The organism is Enterobacter sp. HG048 (assembly GCF_024702055.1).
Classification (GTDB): domain Bacteria; phylum Pseudomonadota; class Gammaproteobacteria; order Enterobacterales; family Enterobacteriaceae; genus Enterobacter; species Enterobacter dykesii.
Window position 1 is genome coordinate 1 of record NZ_JANLIZ010000005.1, and the last position, 16,483, is coordinate 16,483.

17 protein-coding genes are annotated in these 16,483 nt (G+C 59.4%); 8 read left to right on the forward strand and 9 right to left on the reverse strand.

Features of this window, described 5'->3' with window-relative positions; translation table 11 throughout:
• The 3 genes from NUX24_RS08345 to yjiA all read left to right on the forward strand — a co-directional run.
• A partial coding sequence (locus NUX24_RS08345) for a carbon starvation CstA family protein (protein WP_257830879.1) occupies positions 1–1,725 on the forward strand: 1,725 nt, incomplete at its 5' end.
• Positions 1,726–1,790: 65 nt separating this feature from the next.
• Positions 1,791–1,994 (forward strand): YbdD/YjiX family protein, encoded by a 204-nt coding sequence (locus NUX24_RS08350; RefSeq protein ID WP_003856610.1) that lies wholly within the window; start codon positions 1,791–1,793, stop codon positions 1,992–1,994.
• A gap of 10 nt (positions 1,995–2,004) precedes the next feature.
• Entirely contained in the window at positions 2,005–2,958 is a 954-nt protein-coding gene (yjiA, locus tag NUX24_RS08355) for a GTPase (RefSeq protein WP_257830882.1), read from the forward strand.
• Positions 2,959–3,020: 62 nt separating this feature from the next.
• On the opposite strand, the gene NUX24_RS08360 is transcribed toward yjiA, so the two are convergent.
• Positions 3,021–4,379, reverse strand: a complete 1,359-nt coding sequence (locus NUX24_RS08360) for an esterase-like activity of phytase family protein (protein WP_257830884.1) — start codon at positions 4,377–4,379, stop codon at positions 3,021–3,023.
• Positions 4,380–4,790: 411 nt separating this feature from the next.
• Here NUX24_RS08360 and NUX24_RS08365 point away from each other — a divergent pair, with 411 nt between their 5' ends.
• Positions 4,791–5,336 carry a YfaZ family outer membrane protein gene (locus NUX24_RS08365; protein ID WP_047651642.1) on the forward strand — a complete coding sequence of 182 codons (546 nt, stop codon included), beginning with the start codon at positions 4,791–4,793 and terminating at the stop codon, positions 5,334–5,336.
• A 54-nt stretch (positions 5,337–5,390) separates the two neighbouring features.
• Here NUX24_RS08365 and NUX24_RS08370 read toward each other — a convergent pair whose 3' ends face one another.
• Positions 5,391–6,761: an NAD-dependent succinate-semialdehyde dehydrogenase gene (locus NUX24_RS08370; RefSeq protein WP_257830887.1), complete on the reverse strand. Its 1,371-nt coding sequence runs from the start codon at positions 6,759–6,761 to the stop codon at positions 5,391–5,393.
• A gap of 151 nt (positions 6,762–6,912) precedes the next feature.
• Between NUX24_RS08370 and NUX24_RS08375 the strand changes: the two genes are divergently transcribed.
• The 3 genes from NUX24_RS08375 to NUX24_RS08385 are packed head-to-tail and all read left to right on the forward strand — an operon-like array spanning position 6,913 to position 9,632.
• The gene (locus NUX24_RS08375) at positions 6,913–7,656 is read left to right on the forward strand and encodes an AraC family transcriptional regulator (RefSeq protein WP_257830889.1); all 744 of its coding nucleotides are present in this window, start codon (positions 6,913–6,915) and stop codon (positions 7,654–7,656) included.
• 47 nt (positions 7,657–7,703) lie between these two features.
• Positions 7,704–8,357, forward strand: coding sequence for a LysE family translocator (locus NUX24_RS08380; RefSeq protein WP_257830890.1), 654 nt, complete (start codon positions 7,704–7,706; stop codon positions 8,355–8,357).
• Between the two features lie 3 nt (positions 8,358–8,360).
• On the forward strand, positions 8,361–9,632 hold the full coding sequence (locus NUX24_RS08385; RefSeq protein ID WP_257830892.1) for a DUF445 domain-containing protein: 1,272 nt from the start codon (positions 8,361–8,363) through the stop codon (positions 9,630–9,632).
• Here NUX24_RS08385 and NUX24_RS08390 read toward each other — a convergent pair.
• The 6 genes from NUX24_RS08390 to NUX24_RS08415 all read right to left on the reverse strand — a co-directional run bounded on the left by NUX24_RS08390 (position 9,629) and on the right by NUX24_RS08415 (position 14,955).
• Entirely contained in the window at positions 9,629–10,705 is a 1,077-nt protein-coding gene (locus NUX24_RS08390) for a DUF2955 domain-containing protein (RefSeq protein WP_047651646.1), read from the reverse strand. The genes NUX24_RS08385 and NUX24_RS08390 overlap by 4 nt on opposite strands.
• A complete protein-coding gene (locus NUX24_RS08395; protein ID WP_257831150.1) occupies positions 10,695–11,762 on the reverse strand; it encodes an HlyD family secretion protein in 1,068 nt (355 codons plus the stop codon). Before NUX24_RS08395 ends, NUX24_RS08390 begins: the two co-directional genes overlap by 11 nt.
• Positions 11,759–12,229: a MarR family winged helix-turn-helix transcriptional regulator gene (locus tag NUX24_RS08400; protein WP_047651649.1), complete on the reverse strand. Its 471-nt coding sequence runs from the start codon at positions 12,227–12,229 to the stop codon at positions 11,759–11,761. Before NUX24_RS08400 ends, NUX24_RS08395 begins: the two co-directional genes overlap by 4 nt.
• Positions 12,230–12,376: 147 nt before the next feature.
• On the reverse strand, positions 12,377–13,072 hold the full coding sequence (locus NUX24_RS08405) for a helix-turn-helix transcriptional regulator (RefSeq protein WP_257830896.1): 696 nt from the start codon (positions 13,070–13,072) through the stop codon (positions 12,377–12,379).
• Positions 13,073–13,140: 68 nt separating this feature from the next.
• Positions 13,141–13,464, reverse strand: a complete 324-nt coding sequence (locus NUX24_RS08410; protein ID WP_257830898.1) for an antibiotic biosynthesis monooxygenase — start codon at positions 13,462–13,464, stop codon at positions 13,141–13,143.
• Between the two features lie 75 nt (positions 13,465–13,539).
• Positions 13,540–14,955: an aldehyde dehydrogenase family protein gene (locus tag NUX24_RS08415; RefSeq protein WP_257830900.1), complete on the reverse strand. Its 1,416-nt coding sequence runs from the start codon at positions 14,953–14,955 to the stop codon at positions 13,540–13,542.
• A 100-nt stretch (positions 14,956–15,055) separates the two neighbouring features.
• Here NUX24_RS08415 and NUX24_RS08420 point away from each other — a divergent pair, with 100 nt between their 5' ends.
• Entirely contained in the window at positions 15,056–15,958 is a 903-nt protein-coding gene (locus NUX24_RS08420; protein WP_257830902.1) for a LysR family transcriptional regulator, read from the forward strand.
• Here NUX24_RS08420 and NUX24_RS08425 read toward each other — a convergent pair.
• Positions 15,945–16,424, reverse strand: coding sequence for a carboxymuconolactone decarboxylase family protein (locus tag NUX24_RS08425; protein WP_014882392.1), 480 nt, complete (start codon positions 16,422–16,424; stop codon positions 15,945–15,947). The genes NUX24_RS08420 and NUX24_RS08425 overlap by 14 nt on opposite strands.
• Between the last annotated feature and the right edge of the window lie 59 nt (positions 16,425–16,483).

The window sequence follows — 16,483 nt, forward strand, 5'->3', positions numbered from 1 at the left end:
GGGGTCTATCTGCTGGTGACGCTGCTGTCGCTGGGCGTGGTGGCGCGGCCTGAGCTGGCTGAAATGCGTAACCCGTCAATGGCAGGCCTGATGGTGAAAATGCTCGGCCCCTGGGGCGACGTGGTGAAAGCGCTGGCGGAAAGTCCGTGGGGTGTCTTCACCGTCTGCTCAACCGTGCCGATTGCGTTGTTCATGGGTATCTACATGCGCTTCCTGAGACCGGGACGCGTAGGTGAAGTGTCGGTGATTGGTATCGTGCTGCTGGTGGCCTCCATCTACTTCGGCGGCGTGATTGCGCACGACCCGTACTGGGGCCCGGCGCTGACCTTCAAGGACACCACCATTACCTTCGCGCTGATTGGCTATGCGTTTATCTCCGCGCTGCTGCCGGTCTGGCTGATTCTGGCCCCGCGTGACTACCTCGCGACTTTCCTGAAAATCGGCGTTATCGTCGGTCTGGCGATCGGCATCCTGGTGATTAACCCGGACCTGAAAATGCCTGCGGTAACCCAGTACATCGACGGAACCGGCCCGCTGTGGAAAGGCGCCCTGTTCCCGTTCCTGTTTATCACCATCGCCTGCGGTGCGGTCTCCGGCTTCCACGCCCTGATTGCGTCCGGTACCACGCCTAAGCTGCTGGCGAACGAGAAAGACGCGCGTCTGATCGGCTACGGCGCGATGCTGATGGAGTCCTTCGTGGCGATCATGGCGCTGGTTGCAGCCTCCATTATCGAACCGGGTCTCTACTTCGCGATGAACACCCCGCCTGCAGGCCTCGGCATCACCATGCCAAACCTGCACGAGATGGGCGGCGACAACGCGGCGCTGATTATGGCGCAGCTGAAGGACGCCAGCGCACACGCGGCGGCGACCGTCAGCTCCTGGGGCTTCGTGATTTCGCCAGAGCAGATTATGCAGACGGCGAAGGACATCGGCGAACCGTCCGTGCTGAACCGCGCCGGTGGTGCACCGACGCTGGCCGTGGGTATCGCACACGTATTCCACAAGGTGCTGCCGTGGGCGGACATGGGCTTCTGGTACCACTTCGGTATTCTGTTCGAAGCGCTGTTCATCCTGACCGCGCTGGACGCCGGTACCCGTGCGGGCCGCTTCATGCTGCAGGACCTGCTCGGTAACTTCGTGCCGTTCCTGAAGAAAACCGACTCTCTGGTAGCGGGCATTCTGGGTACGGCGGGCTGCGTAGGCCTGTGGGGCTACCTGCTGTATCAGGGCGTTGTCGACCCGCTCGGCGGCGTGAAGAGCCTGTGGCCGCTGTTCGGTATCTCTAACCAGATGCTCGCAGCCGTTGCTCTGGTGCTCGGTACCGTGGTCCTCGTGAAGATGAAGCGCACCAAATACATCTGGGTAACCGTTGTTCCTGCGCTGTGGCTGCTGCTCTGCACCACCTGGGCCCTTGGCCTGAAGCTGTTCAGCGCCAACCCGCAGTTGGAAGGCTTCTTCTTCATGGCTAACCAGTACAAAGAGAAGATTGCCGCAGGCGGCGCGGATCTTACCGCGCAGCAGATTGCCAACATGAACCATATCGTGGTGAACAACTACACCAACGCGGGTCTGAGCATTCTGTTCCTGGTGGTGGTGTACAGCATCATCTTCTACGGCATCAAAACCTGGCTGAACGTGCGCAACGCCGACGGCCGTACGGATAAAGAAACCCCGTACGTGCCGGTGCCGGAAGGCGGCGTGAAGACCTCTTCACACCATTAATCCAGCCTGTAACCGTAGGCCCGGTATGCGTAGCGCCACCGGGCTTTTTCTTATCAGGACACCTTATGTTTGGTAACTTAGGCGAAGCCAAAAAATACCTCGGTCAGGCGGCGAAAATGCTGATTGGCATTCCGGACTATGACAACTACGTTGAGCATATGAAGACCAACCATCCGGATAAGCCGTACATGACCTACACCGAATTCTTCCGCGAGCGGCAGGAAGCGCGCTACGGCGGAAGTGGAGAAGGCGGCGTCCGCTGCTGCTAAAGGAGAGACCATGACCCCGATTGCCGTTACCCTGCTGACCGGTTTCCTCGGCGCCGGTAAAACCACCCTGCTGCGCCACATCCTGAACGAACAGCACGGCTTCAAAATCGCCGTCATCGAAAACGAATTTGGCGAAGTCTCCGTAGACGATCAGCTGATCGGCGATCGCGCCACCCAGATCAAAACCCTGACCAACGGCTGCATCTGCTGCACCCGCTCTAACGAGCTGGAAGATGCCCTGCTGGACCTGCTCGACAGCCGCGACCGTGGCGAGATCGACTTCGACCGTCTGGTGATCGAGTGCACCGGCATGGCCGACCCCGGCCCGATTATTCAGACCTTTTTCTCTCACGAGATCCTCTGCCAGCGCTACCTGCTGGACGGCGTGATTGCCCTGGTGGATGCGGTCCACGCCGACGAACAGATGAACCAGTTCACCATCGCCCAGTCTCAGGTGGGCTACGCTGATCGCATTCTGCTGACCAAAACCGACGTGGCGGGCGAAAGCGAAAAACTGCGCGAGCGCCTGACGCGCATCAACTCCCGCGCGCCGGTTTACACGGTGACGCATGGCGACATCGATCTGTCCCAGCTGTTCAACACCAACGGCTTTATGCTGGAGGAGACCGTTACCGCGAAACCGCGCTTCCACTTTATGGGAGACAAGCAAAACGACGTGGCGTCGATAGTGGTGGAGCTGGACTACCCGGTGGACATCAGCGACGTGTCCCGCGTCATGGAGAACCTTCTGCTGTCGTTTGCCGACAAGCTGCTGCGCTACAAAGGGATGCTGTGGATTGACGGCGAGCCGAACCGCCTGCTGTTCCAGGGCGTGCAGCGCCTGTACAGCGCCGACTGGGACAGACCCTGGGGCTATGAAGCGCCGCGCAGCGTGATGGTGTTTATCGGTATCCAGCTGCCGGAAGAAGAAATACGGGCGGCGTTTGCAGGGCTGAAGAAATAACCGCACCGAACATCCCCTCTCCCCTATGGGGAGAGGGCTAGGGTGAGGGGTAAGCCCTGGTATTATTTCACCGCCTCCGGCACCGTCACAATCCACAGCTCGCTGTCCGACTCCGGCTTCTTCAGCGGCTTCACGCTGAGCGTGGTTTCCACCGGCTTATCATCCAGCGTCAGCTTGCCTTCCGCGTTCACCCGATAATCCTTGAGCTTCTTGCCCTCGACCGGGTTTTGCATCGCCACCTTCACGCCAAAGTCATTATCGTTCGCCACCGCAAACGTTTTGCTGTCGATCAGCGCCAGCCCTTCGGCCTTCTCCTGCTGCCAGCCCAGCGCGCGCAGGTCGACAACCTGCGTTTTTGCAGCAAGCGTTATGCCCCGCTGCGCCAGGGTTTTCTCATCATCAAACTCCGGGTATTCGCCCGGCTTGTCGAAGGCGGTCAGGTCGCTCGCCTTGCTGAGATCCACCTTGTAAATCAGGTTACGCATGCCGTCGTTTTTATCGCTTCCCTGCTCAATCAGCAGGATGTGCTGGTCATCGAGCGCCACGATGTCGCCGATTTTGGCGTCGCTGTTTTTGCTGTAGGCCGCGCTGTCGATGGGGTAACCGTACATCGCCGTTTTGCCGGTCGCCGGGTCGAAGCTCACCAGACGGGTAAACAGCGCCTGCTTTTTGCTCTTACCGTCGATATCCAGCGTGCTTTGCACGGCGGCGATAATCCGCCCGTCCGGCATGCGGGTCAGGCCTTCAAAGCCCCGATTCGCCTGGCGCCATTTGATAATGTTTGGCAGACCGCCCGCGATGGATTTCTCCCCTTCCGCGGCCTGCGGCCCGTGGATCGCCAGGATCTTCCCTTTGCTGTCGACGTTAATCAGGAACGGGCCATACTCGTCGCACAGCCAGTAGCCGCCTTTGCCGTCCGGGGTGATGCCTTCTGTGTCCAGGCCACGGTTGTCACCCTTCAGGATCTTGAGGGTGTCGCTGAACGCCACTTCATTGGTGGAACCAATCACGCCGCTTTGCAGCGGCAGACCGTTGATCTCGCCTTTATCATCATGCAGCGGGCGGGCATCGACAGCCTCCGCTTTGCCGTTCTGAACGCGGATGGTCATCAGCAGCGGCGCGAAATCTGGCGTGACAAATATTTTGGCTTCGTTTTTACCCATTTTTGGCGCATCGGCGTTTGGACCGCGATCGGTCACGGTCGCAAAGATCAGGGCGTCGCCCTGCTTGCCGGTAAACAGCAGGCCGGAGCCAATGCCCACGGGGAGTCCGTTCGGAAAGGCGCTGGCAAACGCGCCGCTGTAGCTCACGTGGGAGCCTTCAGGGAAGCTGACGACATAGCGCTCAGCAGTAGGCTGCGCCGCCAGGCCAGAGAAAGAGAGCGCACAGCCGATTAGCACAGGAATAATTTTTCTTTTCATATTGTTAGCATCCAGTTAGTGAAGCCAACAACGTAAAGAATAAACGTGTCAGAAAAATGACATGGAAGGGACACTGACCAACGCAGCAGCACGTATATCCCTCTTCAGAAATGTAAACTTACGTCTTTATCTATGACAACTGAAACATTTTTGGAAATTATTAGAAACTTAATTAATTCATCTCAAAGGGCTTTTTTCCCCTCGTTCAAACCTCGTTTAGCAAACTCTTTAAACTTTTACTAAACGCGAATTTAATTGCTATTGACGGTTCGCCAAACAAACAATTCAGTAACAGATAAAAACTAAATAACTAACAAAATCAGCATAAAACCACGACATGCATCACATTTGCAGTCATAAACATCACTTGTTAAGGTGCCCTCAGATTAATTTAATGACGAGGAAAAACTCATGAAAAAGCTTAACGTTCTCATCCTTTCCGCTCTGACCGCTGTCTCTGGCTCCGCACTGGCGATGGGTGGCAGCATTGAGCAGGGTAAAAACTTTACCAACCTGAATGTGGAAATGGGTAAATCGACCTCCGGTCTTTACACCGAAGGTAACTGGCTTAAAAACACCGATGACGGAACCCAGACCGGCGGCGTGGGCGCAGGCTACAACCTGGAAGTGGGCCCGGTCATGCTGAATGCAGGTGCGAAAGCGATCTACATCGGCCCGAAAAAAGGCGATAACGGCGTGGCGTTCCCAATCGGCGGCGGCGTGAACGTGGCACTGACCGACAGCATCAACGTCTTCGGTGAAGGTTACGTTGCGCCAGACGGCCTGAACAACAGCGTGAAAAACTACGTGGAAGCTAATGGCGGCGTAAGCTGGACCCCAATCAAACCGGTTACGCTGAAAGTGGGTTACCGCCACGTGAGCGTTGACGGCAAAGACGGTCGTCCAAACCACACGCTGATCGACGGCGCATACGTGGGCGGCGGCGTGAGCTTCTAAGCCGACGAACAAACAAAAAAACCTGCCAGATGGCAGGTTTTTTTGTCTCGGGTATTACTTGTGTACCACCACCAGCTTCTGGTTCACAAACTCTTTGATCCCCAGGTCCGACAGCTCGCGTCCGTAGCCCGATCGCTTCACGCCGCCGAACGGCAGCTCTGGTGCGGTATCGGTAAGCCAGTTGATATACACCATCCCGGTTTCAATCCGTGACGCCATTTTCTTCGCGCGCTCGATATTCTGACTAAATACCGCGCCGCCCAGGCCGTAGTGGGAGTCGTTCGCCAGCGCGACCGCCTCGTCGTCGCTTTTCACCACGTACATCTGCGCCACAGGGCCGAAAAACTCCTCGAAGTACGCCGGGTTATCGCGCGAGATATTCGTCAGGATCGTTGGTTCGAAGAAGCTCCCGTCGCGCTGAACCGGTTTGCCGCCATAGTGCAGCGTGGCACCGTTTTTCACCGCCTCGTTAACCTGTTTGGTTAGCGTTTCCAGAGCATCTTTAGACGACAAAGGCCCCAGCGTGGTGCTTTCCTCCAGCGGATCGCCAATCTTCACCTGCTTAAATGCCTCGGTGAATTTGCTCAGGAAGGCATCCGCAATCTTTTCATGCAGGATAAAGCGCTTCGCCGCGGTGCAGACCTGCCCGGCGTTGTTGAGCCGCGCGTTAACGCCAATTTTCACGGCCTTCTCAAGGTCTGCGTCATCCAGCACCACGAAGACGTCGTTACCGCCCAGCTCCAGCGTAGATTTCTTGATGTGCTTCGCCGCCTGCGCGGCCACCACGCTGCCCGCCTTTTCGGAGCCGGTTAATGCGGCGCCCTGCACGCGATCGTCGGCAATGATGTTCGCCACCTGCTCGGACGAAATAAACAGGTTGGTCCACGCCCCTTCCGGCGCGCCCGCCTCGCGCACCAGATGGGCAAAGGTCTCGGCGCAGTGCGGCACGATGCTGGCATGCTTGGCGATGACAGGGTTACCCGCCGCCAGGTTCGGCGCCAGAACGCGCATCAGCTGGTAATACGGGAAGTTCCACGGCTCGACGGCCATCAGCACGCCGATGGGGTGATGCTCAACCCACGCTTCCCCAAGCTCCGAGTCGTACTTCACCGGGGCCAGGAACCGCTTCGCGTTATCGGCGTAGTAGCGGGCTATTTGTGCGCACAGCTTCACCTCGCCGCGGCTCTGTTCGATGAGCTTACCCATCTCCTGGCTGGCGATTTTAGCCAGATCCTCCACGCGCTCGTCGATCAGATCGGCAAGCTTATGGAGCACCGGCAGGCGCTGGCTGATATCGCCTTTCGCCCACTCCGAATGGTAAAGCGCATCGGCCGCCCTGAGCGCCGCTTCGATATCCGCGTCGGTATGTGAGGGGTATTCTTTGATGAGCTGGTTAGTGGCAGGATTTACTGTCTGATAAGCCATGTCGAATCTCCTTGTTTTACCGCTTAGGGTATTAAGGGTAGTCAACATGACTGACCGTGGGCGTAAAGTTGGGTATATCCGGAAGGTTCTTAATGAAGCGCTGCCGGACGGTTCGCTGACGTGGTATAAAAAACCTTCAGAAGGAGCGCCCATGACCGATACCCGACACGTCCGTCAGACATTTCACCGCGCCTCAGGCCTTGAGCTGCGCAGTACCTGGCAGAGTACGCAGGCGTACAAACGCCATAGTCACCCTCAGCTTTCCATCGGCGCGATTGTGGAGGGCCAGACCTGCTGCGTGTGTCACGACAGAGATTACATCCTTAACCCCGGGGACCTCATCGTGATCCCGGCCTGCGCGCCGCACAGCTGTAACCCCGTCGCCGGGCAACCGCGCAGCTACCATATGCTCTACATCGACACCGGGCTTCCGCTGGCGCTACAGGTGATTCGTAGCCCAACCCTTTTTGCCCATTACCTGGACGTTGTCGAGAGCCTGTCTCAGGCATCACTGGAAACGCTGCTTTCTGCCCTTCCCCGCGCCGCGGATAACGCTGACGCGCTTCGCGCAACCAGCCAGCAGATTCAGCAGGCGTTTCTTTCCGATATCACCTGCCCGCCTTCCCTCGACGAGCTTGCTCAACGCTTCTCGCTGCGCAAGGAGACGCTGATTCGCACCTTCCGGCAGGACACCGGCCTGACGCCGGGCAGCTTTCTCAACATCTCCCGCGTGGAGTTCGCCAAAGCGCGGCTGCGCGCCGGGGATGATATTGCCGACGTTGGCTACCAGAGCGGCTTTGCCGACCAGAGCCATTTTCATAAGACCTTCGTCAGCTATACCGCCGCCACGCCGCGCCAGTACGCCACCGGCCGATCAATATCTGACAATAAATAGGTTCTGCAGCGCTGTAGCCTGACCTCGGATTATTAACCGAGGTCGCTATGGAACTGTTATTCCCTTCCGCTTTTCTCGCGCTGGCGCTGGCGCATTTTGTCGCCCTGTTAAGCCCGGGCCCGGATTTCTTCCTGCTGGTGGGCTACGCCGCGCGCTACCGACTGCGGGGTAGCGCCGGATTGTGCGTCGGCATCGCCGCGGGCAACGGGCTGTATATCTTACTGGTGATTATCGGCTGGAGCGCGCTGCGCCAGTTTACGTGGCTGTTTACGCTTATCGAGCTTTGCGGAGCGCTGTACCTGCTGTGGATCGGCTCACATCTGATTCGCAGCCGCCAGCAGGCGCTGGCGCTGAATGAAACCCACCAGCGCTGCCCTTCGCTGCGCAGACAGATCCTGCTGGGGCTCGGTTCGGCGCTGTTAAACCCGAAGAACGCGCTGTTCTATCTGGCGCTGATGACTGCGCTACTGGGGCCGGACGTCACGCTGCTTCAGCAGGCGACCTGCGGCGTCTGGATGGTGATGGTGGTGCTGGCGTGGGATTTAGCGCTGGTGTCGCTGTTGGGGCTGCCCGTGGTTCAAAAGAAGCTCAGCCGTTCGCTGTGGTGGATTGAGCGCACGGCGGGAGTGGTGCTGATGGGGTTTGGCGGGTGGGTGCTGTGTCGGTTTTTGCACTTTCCCCCCGCTTGCCTCTATCCTTAACCCATGGAAAAAATAGCTGAACTCAAACGCGCCAAGATGCTGGCGCTGTCGCTGCTGCTGGTTGCCGCCGCGGCCTTTATCACCACCCTGTTCCTGCCGCAGACCTTCTGGGTGCGCGGCGTAGAGGCCATTGCCGAGGCGGCGATGGTCGGCGCGCTGGCAGACTGGTTTGCCGTGGTTGCGCTTTTCCGCCGGGTGCCCATTCCGTTTATCTCGCGCCATACGGCGATTATCCCGCGCAATAAAGACAGAATTGGCGACAATCTCGGCCAGTTTGTGCAGGAGAAGTTTCTGGATACCCAGTCGCTGGTTGCATTGATTCGCCGCTATGAACCTGCGCAGATGATCGGCGCCTGGTTCAGCAAGCCCGACAACGCCCAGCGCGTCGGGCTGCACTTGATGCAGGTGATGAGCGGTTTTCTCGAACTCACCGACGACGGACGCATTCAGCGCCTGCTCAAACGGGCGGTGCATAAGGCCATCGACAAGGTCGATTTCACCGAAACCAGCGCCGTGATGCTGGAGAGCATGACCAAAAACAACCGCCACCAGGTGCTGCTGGATGCCATCATCAACCGCCTGATTACCCTGATTCAGCGGGAAAGCACGCGGGACTTTATTGCCGATCAGATTGTCCACTGGCTGAAGACCGAGCATCCGCGCAAGGCGATGGTGCTGCCCACCGAGTGGCTGGGCGATCAAAGCGCGGAGATGGTATCGAACGCGGTGAACACGCTGCTGGACGATATCAGCCACGACCGCACGCACCAGATCCGCCAGGCGTTTGACCGCGCCACGCTGAAGCTTATCGACAACCTGAAAAACGATCCGGAGATGGCGGCAAAAGCCGACAACATCAAGCACTACCTGAAAAACGACGAGGCGTTTAACCGCTATCTGGGCGAGATGTGGGCCGACCTGCGCCAGTGGCTGAAGGCGGATATGCAAAGCGAGGACTCGCGCGTGAAGCAGCGCATCGCCAACGCCGGGCTGTGGTTTGGCGAAACGCTGTCTAACGACGCCAGCCTGCGGGCGTCGCTGAACGAGCATCTGGAGCAGGCCGCGCACCGCCTCGCGCCGGATTTCGCCGCGTTCCTGACCCGCCACATCAGCGACACGGTCAAAAGCTGGGATGCCAAAGACATGTCCCGCCAGATTGAGCTGAATATCGGTAAAGATCTGCAGTTCATCCGCGTCAACGGCACGCTGGTGGGCGGAACGATTGGCCTGATTCTGTTTTTACTCTCGCAGCTGCCTGCCGTGCTGGGGCATTAATCCGCCCTGGGCGGCGCGATGACGTAGCGCGTCGCCTCGAAGCGGTTGAGGATCAGGTGCACCAGAAAGACCATCGTCAGCGTCGCCACCAGCGAAAAGGTGACGGAGGTGATGCGATAGAGATCGCTGAACACCAGGTCAGTGTCCGGGTGCATGTTCTGCCCGAACATAATGCCGATGGTGGTGATACTGGAGAACCCTACGCCCGCCCCCACCTTTTCCATCACGTGGAGTCGTGCGCCAAACGCCAGCCCGAGGCCGATCAGCGGCATCATCAGCAGCATATGGCTGCTGTGATCGTAGAGGATCAGCTGCACCACCAGAATGTAGAGACAGCCCAGCACCACGCCGACCACGCGCCAGATCGAGCTCATCACCGAACCGCGATAGTGCATGGGGAACAGGATCAAAATCCCCGCCATTAGCGCCGAAAGCGAATCGCTTAGGTCGCTAATCTGAAACACCACGAATATCAGCGTCGCGACGGTGCCGGAGAGCAGCGACTCGTGGCGCACCCGGGCATCGTCTTTCTCGATCAGCGGCGGCGGCCTGCGGGGCTCCACGTCCGGCAGGAGATAGTTCATCAGCGCGCTCAGGCACACCGCCATCACGCTCGCTTCGATGTTGGAAAACAGCAGCGTGTGCCAGTTGGTCGTGGGGTAGCTCATAAAGTTGAGCATCACGCTCTGGCACACCACGCCCATTGAGCCAAACAGGAACAGCGGCCCTTTGCTCATAAAGCGAAAGCGCATCACGTACAGGGCAAACACCACCAGCGTCATGATGACCGGCCATTGCGACAGATAGCCGATGATGAAGATCATTTCGACACAGTTTAACGCGGCGCTGAAGATAAACTGCTTCGCCACGTGGCGGTTAAACACCGGTACCAGCGACAGCAGCATGATCGGATAGACCACAAAAAACACGCCGTAGCTGGTGTTGTAAAAGCTGGAGATGCTCAGCGCAATCATCCCGGCAAAGACGATGCGCAGGGTCTGGCGAAAGTCGTTTGCCGTATAGACGATGTTGCCGTGCGGGGTAAACACCCGCGCCAGGGTGCTAATAGACATAGTGAAGCAGGCTCACCAGGTGGATCTGCATCCCCGAGAAGAAGCGCGCAAACGGCCCTTCGCTGTTGTAGAGCTGCACGGTAGCGCGCGCGCCGGTCGGCAGATGCTTCGGCAGCGGCTCATCCAGCGTCACGTGAATGCGCATGCGCTGGGCGTCACGCACCCAGCGGTTGGAGGTTTCCGGCTCGGACAGTTGACCGTTAACGGCCTCCTGACCCGCCAGTATCCCCGCGTCGCTGCTGGTCACGTGGGCGCGGAAAACGTGCCCCGGGAAGGCGTCAAACACCACGGCCGCATCGGTGCCCTGATGGGTATGGCGCAGGCTTTTTTCGCGAAAATCGGCCACGATATCGGTCTGGTTGTTCACCAGCGCCAGCGCGGCGGAACCGGAAGAAGCGTAGAAGCCGGGGCTCAACTGCAGGTTGCTGACCGTGCCGTCCGCCTGGGCGTAAACCTTCGTCCAGCCAAGGTTAAGCTCTGCCTCATCCAGCGCGTTGCGGTATTTTTGCAGCGTCACGTTGCGGTGCTCGTCCCGCTCGCCGCGCTGGATGTGCAGGTTCTGGATGTTGGCCTGAATTGAGCTGACGGACTGTTCACTGCTCTGCCAGGTCGTGCGCACCTTATCCAGATCGGCCTGCGAGACGTTCTGCAGCGTGCTCAGCTTCTGGTAGCGGTCAAAGGTCACTTTGTCGTTACGCGCGGTCAGCACGGCGGTTTTCAGGCTGGCCTGCGCGGCGGCGATCTGCGCGTCCAGCTGTTCATTGGACAAGCGTGCCTGCTCGAGCGCGATTTGCGCCGCTTCCACCTTATTGCGAAACGGCGTGTCGTCGAGCTCAAACAGCAGATCGCCTTTCTTCACCTGGCTGTTGTTGTGGACATGTACCGCCGCCACGTAGCCGGAGACGCGCGGAGAAACCGGCGTCACCACGCGCATCACGGTGGAGTCCGGCGTCAGCGGGATCCAGATATCCGCGACGATAAAATAGACAAACATCAGCAGGAAAGAGGCAATACTCACCCTTACCCAGCGGGCAAACTTTTGTTCAGGGGTCATTATTTTTCGGTCTTGTTATCTTCTTCGCGGATTGTCCGCAAATTGCAGGCGAATTGATTCAGGGTGGCGCTGAAAATGTCGATATGTTCGGGCGCGATGTTTTGCGATACGCGCGCCTGATAGGTCTCAATCACCTGAGTGAGCCGTTTTAATATGGCTTTTCCCTCAGGCGTCAGCGTCAGAAGCCGGATGCGCTTGTCATAAGGCGATACGGCGCGCAGCAGGTAACCCTGCTTTTCCAGCTGTGTCAGGGTGCGCATCAGCGGCGGCAGTTCGATGCCCTGCACCTCCGCCAGCTCACTCATCGAGACGTTATCCCCGAGCTGATGAAGCTGCATCATCACCGTCCAGCTCGACTGGGTTAACCCGGTATCGAGAATGGCGTCGTCGATCACCGCACGCCACTGGCGCACGATCATCGCCATCCGCATGCCCATTGGCCTGCGGCTAAACAGCTCTTCTTCGCTCATAGGGAAACCTCTCGTCACACGCAGGCAAGATAATAGTTATCAGGGTAACTATCAAGAAACGAGAGGCGAAAGAGCAGGAATTGCGAAACGACGTCTCCCTCTTCCCGTGGGAGAGGGGCGGAGTGAGGGCTTCAGCCCGCAGCGAATTTAACGGCTAAAAAGTCTCTTAACAGCAGCCCTACCTGAAGCCGTCACCACCACCTCCCTGTATCCCGCCACCCGCTGGATCCAGCCTTTATTTTCAAGATGGTCGAGCAGCGCCGCGCCCGCCTCACCGCCAAGGTGAAACCGCCGTTCGCTCCAGTCCAGGCAGGCGCAGCAGGCCTTCCGGCGCGGATGAGCGCTTAACGAAATGCCGAGCTTCAGGAACTGCTCCCGGCCATACAGCGTGAGCACTGAACCGTCAGCCTCCAGCCAGCCTTCCGCCTGCATGAAATCATAGATTTGCACCGCAATCCTTCCGGCAAGATGGTCGTAGCAGGTTCGGGCCTCGCGCATGGCTTTCGGCGCGGTAGTTTCCGGCGGGGTGATGCGGCTCCAGGAAAGCCCCATCATCTGCTCCACCAGCTCCGCCACGTCGTGCCCCGCCAGACGATAATAGCGGTGCCGTCCCTGCGAAAGACAGGCGATCAGTTGCCCCTCCACCAGCCGGGCGAGATGACCACTGGCGGTCGACGGCGCAACGTCTGCCGCCGCGCTCAGCTCGGTGGCCGTCCACGCCCGCCCGTCCATCAGCGCACACAGCATCTTTACGCGCGACGGATCGGCCATTGCGGCCGCCACCGCGGCAATGGCCTGTTCCAGCGCCGCGCCGTTCTCAGGAGGTAGGCTCGTTTTTAACATGTGTCGCCCAGGGTTCGGTGATCTCTGCGGCCAGCTTATCATTATCCGTCGGCAGAATGAGGTCAACGTCATACATTCGCGTGCCCTCCGGTTTCGGAACTGTACTCCCGCACCAGCTGCGCTACCCGAATGCGATAGTACGCGAAAATCGACTCCCGCCCTTCGGCCTGCGCTGCCTGATGGAAAACGTTCTGCTTCCAGCGGCGGACGGCCTCTTCATCCCGCCACCAGGAAAGCGACAGGATTTTGCCGTCGGTCATCAGGCTCTGGAACCGTTCGATATCAATAAAGCCGTCGATGTCCGCCAGCAAAGGTTTGAGTTCGGCGGCGAGCTGCAGATAGCGCGCCTGATGGGCAGGCGCGGCTTCGGCTTCGAAAATGACTGCAATCATGACGGTCTCTCCATAGTGATGTTGAGGAGAGAATGCAGGATGGATAAGCACAATGCTTCGGTAAAGAGCGAAGTTTTAGCCCACAATCGACCTCGGCTCCATAAACGCCCGAATCCCCCACTCGCCCATCTCGCGCCCCACGCCGGAGTGCTTAAACCCGCCGAACGGCGCTTTCGGTTCATGGGCAAGCGTGTTCACCAGCACGCGACCGGAAACAATCTGCTGCGCCACGCGTCGCGCGCGGTCCACATCGCCGCCCAGCACCATCGCGCTCAGGCCGTAGTCGGTGTCGTTGGCAATGGCGATCGCCTCCGCCTCGTCACGATAAGGGATCGCGCACAGCACCGGGCCGAAAATCTCGTCACGGGCGACCGTCATCCGGTTGTTCACGTCGGCAAACAGCGTCGGGCGCACAAACCAGCCGTCCTGCGTGCCTTCCGGCCGCCCTTCGCCGCCCGCCAGCAGGCGTGCGCCCTCTTCGAGACCTTTACGGATATAGCCCTGCACCCGATGCCACTGCTTCTCGCTGACCATCGGGCCGACGTCCGTCGCGCTATCGCGCGGATCGCCGGATTTCACCGCCGCCACGGCATGCGCCAGCGCGGCTTCGATCTCCGCCTTGCGCGCCTGCGGCACCAGAATGCGCGTTCCGGCCACGCACGCCTGCCCGCTGTTCATAAATCCGGCCTGAATCACCACAGGGATCGCCTGCGCCAGATCAACATCATCCAGCAGGATCGTCGGCGATTTACCGCCTAACTCCAGGGTAACGCGCTTAAAGCTCTCCGCCGCGTTGCGCAGGATCGCCTTGCCGGTATTCGTCGAGCCGGTAAACGAGATTTTTGCCACGTCGGGATGACGGCTGAGGATCTCACCTACCGCCTCGCCGCGCCCGGTGACGATGTTAAACACGCCCGGAGGCAGCGCGGCATCGCGCAGCGCTTCGGTGATAATCCGGGTTTGCAGGGCGCTCATTTCGCTCGGTTTGATGACTGCCGTACAGCCCGCCGCCAGCGCGGCCGCCAGCTTGCCGCAGATAAACCCCGCGTCGCTGTTCCACGGCGTGATAAGCCCGGCCACGCCAAGCGGCGTCATCTGCACCGTCGCTGCGCCTGCGGGGATGACGAACTCAAACGCCTCCAGCGCCTCAATGGCCTGAGCAATCACCTCCGCCGGATAGCTGGCCATCCACGCCGAGCGCGAGGCGGGCGCGCCGTACTCTTCAATGACCGCTTCAAGCAGATCGTCATGGCGTGCGGCCACGGCGGCGTGCATACGTTTTAGCGCCGCGATGCGTTCCGGCTTTGTGGTCTGCGACCACGCCGGAAACGCCGCTTTCGCCGCCGCAATAGCGCGCTCCGCGTCAACCTCATCCGCCAGACGAACCTGGCCGATGACCTGCGCCGTCGCCGGGTTGTACAAATCAAACCACTCGGTGCCATGCGGGGTAACAAATTCGCCGTTAATAAAGATCTGTTCGATGATGTGCATATAAACCTCCTCAGGCTATGTGAGCACAGTCTGTCACGGCTTCTCCGTTGCGATAATCCACGCTATGCTGCAAGGGTTGTTTCGATTTTCAGGATAATCTATGCATCGTTCAGGTCTGACAGAACTGGAAGTGGTGATGGCCGTCGTGCGGCGCGGCAGCTTTCGCGGCGCGGCGCAGGAGCTGGGAATGTCCGCCACGGCGGTAAGCAACGCCATCGCCGGGCTGGAGAGCCGCCTTGATACCCGACTCTTTAACCGCACCACCCGCAGCGTGGCGCTCACCGACGCCGGACAGCGCTACGTGGCGCGTATCGGCCCGGCCCTGCAGGAGATCCGTCTCGCCAGCGAAGAGATCCACAGCGACACCGGGGAACCCGCCGGCACGCTGCGTCTGAACGTGCCGAACCATATCGGCACCCTGTTTCTGGACCAGCTGCTGATCGACTTTATGATCCGTTATCCCAAGATGCGCGTAGAGACGGTCAGCGAAGCGCGGATGATCGACATCGTCGCGGAAGGCTACGACGCGGGGATCCGCCTTGAGGAGTCCGTGCCGCAGGACATGATCGCCGTGCCGCTGACCGGGGAGATCCGCCAGCTGGTCACCGCCACGCCGGGCTATTTTGCCCGTCACGGTATTCCGCAAACGCCGGACGATCTGCTGCAGCATCAGGGGATCGGCATGCGCATGGCCCACGGCGGGATCTACCGCTGGGAGCTGGCGCGTCGGGGTGAAACGTATGCCCTTGCCGTGCCGCCGCGCTTTGCGACGTCCGATCTGTTTGCCTCGATCCGTGCGGTAAAAGCGGGATTAGGGGTGGGATTTTTGCCGGAACTGTATATCCGGGAAGAGCTTGAGCGTGGAGAACTGGTGAGCGTCCTGAACGACTGGGCGCAGCCCTTTGCCGGACTGCGCCTGTACTACCCTGGCCATCGCCACGTTCCGCCAGGGCTACGGGCGCTGGTGGCAACGATCCGCGAGCGCGGGATTATTCCAGGTTAGCTTTGTTTAGCCCATAAGCCGCGTCCAGCGAGCCCGGCGCCATGCGGGAGGTGATCCCCAGACGGTTCCAGGCGTTGATCGCCACGATAGCGAAGTTCAGCTCTGAAATCTCCACGTCCGAGAAGTGTTCCGCCACGCTGCGGTACAGCGCGTCGCTTACCCCGTGAACGCCAATCTGAGTCAGCGCTTCGGTGAAGGCCAGCGCGGCTTTCTCGCGGGCGCTGAAGAGCGGGGATTCGCGCCAGGCCGCCAGATGGTACAGGCGCAGCTCGCGCTCGCCGGCGATTTTGGCCTCTTTCGAGTGCATATCCAGGCAGAAGGTGCAGCCGTTCAGCTGCGATACGCGAATGTCGATCAGGTGCTTCAGCGCCGGGTCGATGGAGGTTTTTGCCACCTCCATGCTCAGGGCAGACAGCGCGTTGGCGAGGGCGGGTGTAACTTTGTGGTGGTTAACGCGAGTGCTCATTGTCTTTCCTCTTTTTTGTGCGGCATGTGTCATGCGATTAGGCAAATCTACGCCGTTCA

What these genes read in the sequence shown, in the direction of transcription:
- NUX24_RS08350 (WP_003856610.1), top strand. Translation starts at nt 1,791, where the DNA reads ATGTTTGGTAACTTAGGCGAAGCCAAAAAATACCTCGGTCAGGCGGCG.
- yjiA (WP_257830882.1), top strand. Translation starts at nt 2,005, where the DNA reads ATGACCCCGATTGCCGTTACCCTGCTGACCGGTTTCCTCGGCGCCGGT.
- NUX24_RS08360 (WP_257830884.1), bottom strand. Translation starts at nt 4,379, where the DNA reads ATGAAAAGAAAAATTATTCCTGTGCTAATCGGCTGTGCGCTCTCTTTC.
- NUX24_RS08365 (WP_047651642.1), top strand. Translation starts at nt 4,791, where the DNA reads ATGAAAAAGCTTAACGTTCTCATCCTTTCCGCTCTGACCGCTGTCTCT.
- NUX24_RS08370 (WP_257830887.1), bottom strand. Translation starts at nt 6,761, where the DNA reads ATGGCTTATCAGACAGTAAATCCTGCCACTAACCAGCTCATCAAAGAA.
- NUX24_RS08375 (WP_257830889.1), top strand. Translation starts at nt 6,913, where the DNA reads ATGACCGATACCCGACACGTCCGTCAGACATTTCACCGCGCCTCAGGC.
- NUX24_RS08380 (WP_257830890.1), top strand. Translation starts at nt 7,704, where the DNA reads ATGGAACTGTTATTCCCTTCCGCTTTTCTCGCGCTGGCGCTGGCGCAT.
- NUX24_RS08385 (WP_257830892.1), top strand. Translation starts at nt 8,361, where the DNA reads ATGGAAAAAATAGCTGAACTCAAACGCGCCAAGATGCTGGCGCTGTCG.
- NUX24_RS08390 (WP_047651646.1), bottom strand. Translation starts at nt 10,705, where the DNA reads ATGTCTATTAGCACCCTGGCGCGGGTGTTTACCCCGCACGGCAACATC.
- NUX24_RS08400 (WP_047651649.1), bottom strand. Translation starts at nt 12,229, where the DNA reads ATGAGCGAAGAAGAGCTGTTTAGCCGCAGGCCAATGGGCATGCGGATG.
- NUX24_RS08405 (WP_257830896.1), bottom strand. Translation starts at nt 13,072, where the DNA reads ATGTTAAAAACGAGCCTACCTCCTGAGAACGGCGCGGCGCTGGAACAG.
- NUX24_RS08410 (WP_257830898.1), bottom strand. Translation starts at nt 13,464, where the DNA reads ATGATTGCAGTCATTTTCGAAGCCGAAGCCGCGCCTGCCCATCAGGCG.
- NUX24_RS08415 (WP_257830900.1), bottom strand. Translation starts at nt 14,955, where the DNA reads ATGCACATCATCGAACAGATCTTTATTAACGGCGAATTTGTTACCCCG.
- NUX24_RS08420 (WP_257830902.1), top strand. Translation starts at nt 15,056, where the DNA reads ATGCATCGTTCAGGTCTGACAGAACTGGAAGTGGTGATGGCCGTCGTG.
- NUX24_RS08425 (WP_014882392.1), bottom strand. Translation starts at nt 16,424, where the DNA reads ATGAGCACTCGCGTTAACCACCACAAAGTTACACCCGCCCTCGCCAAC.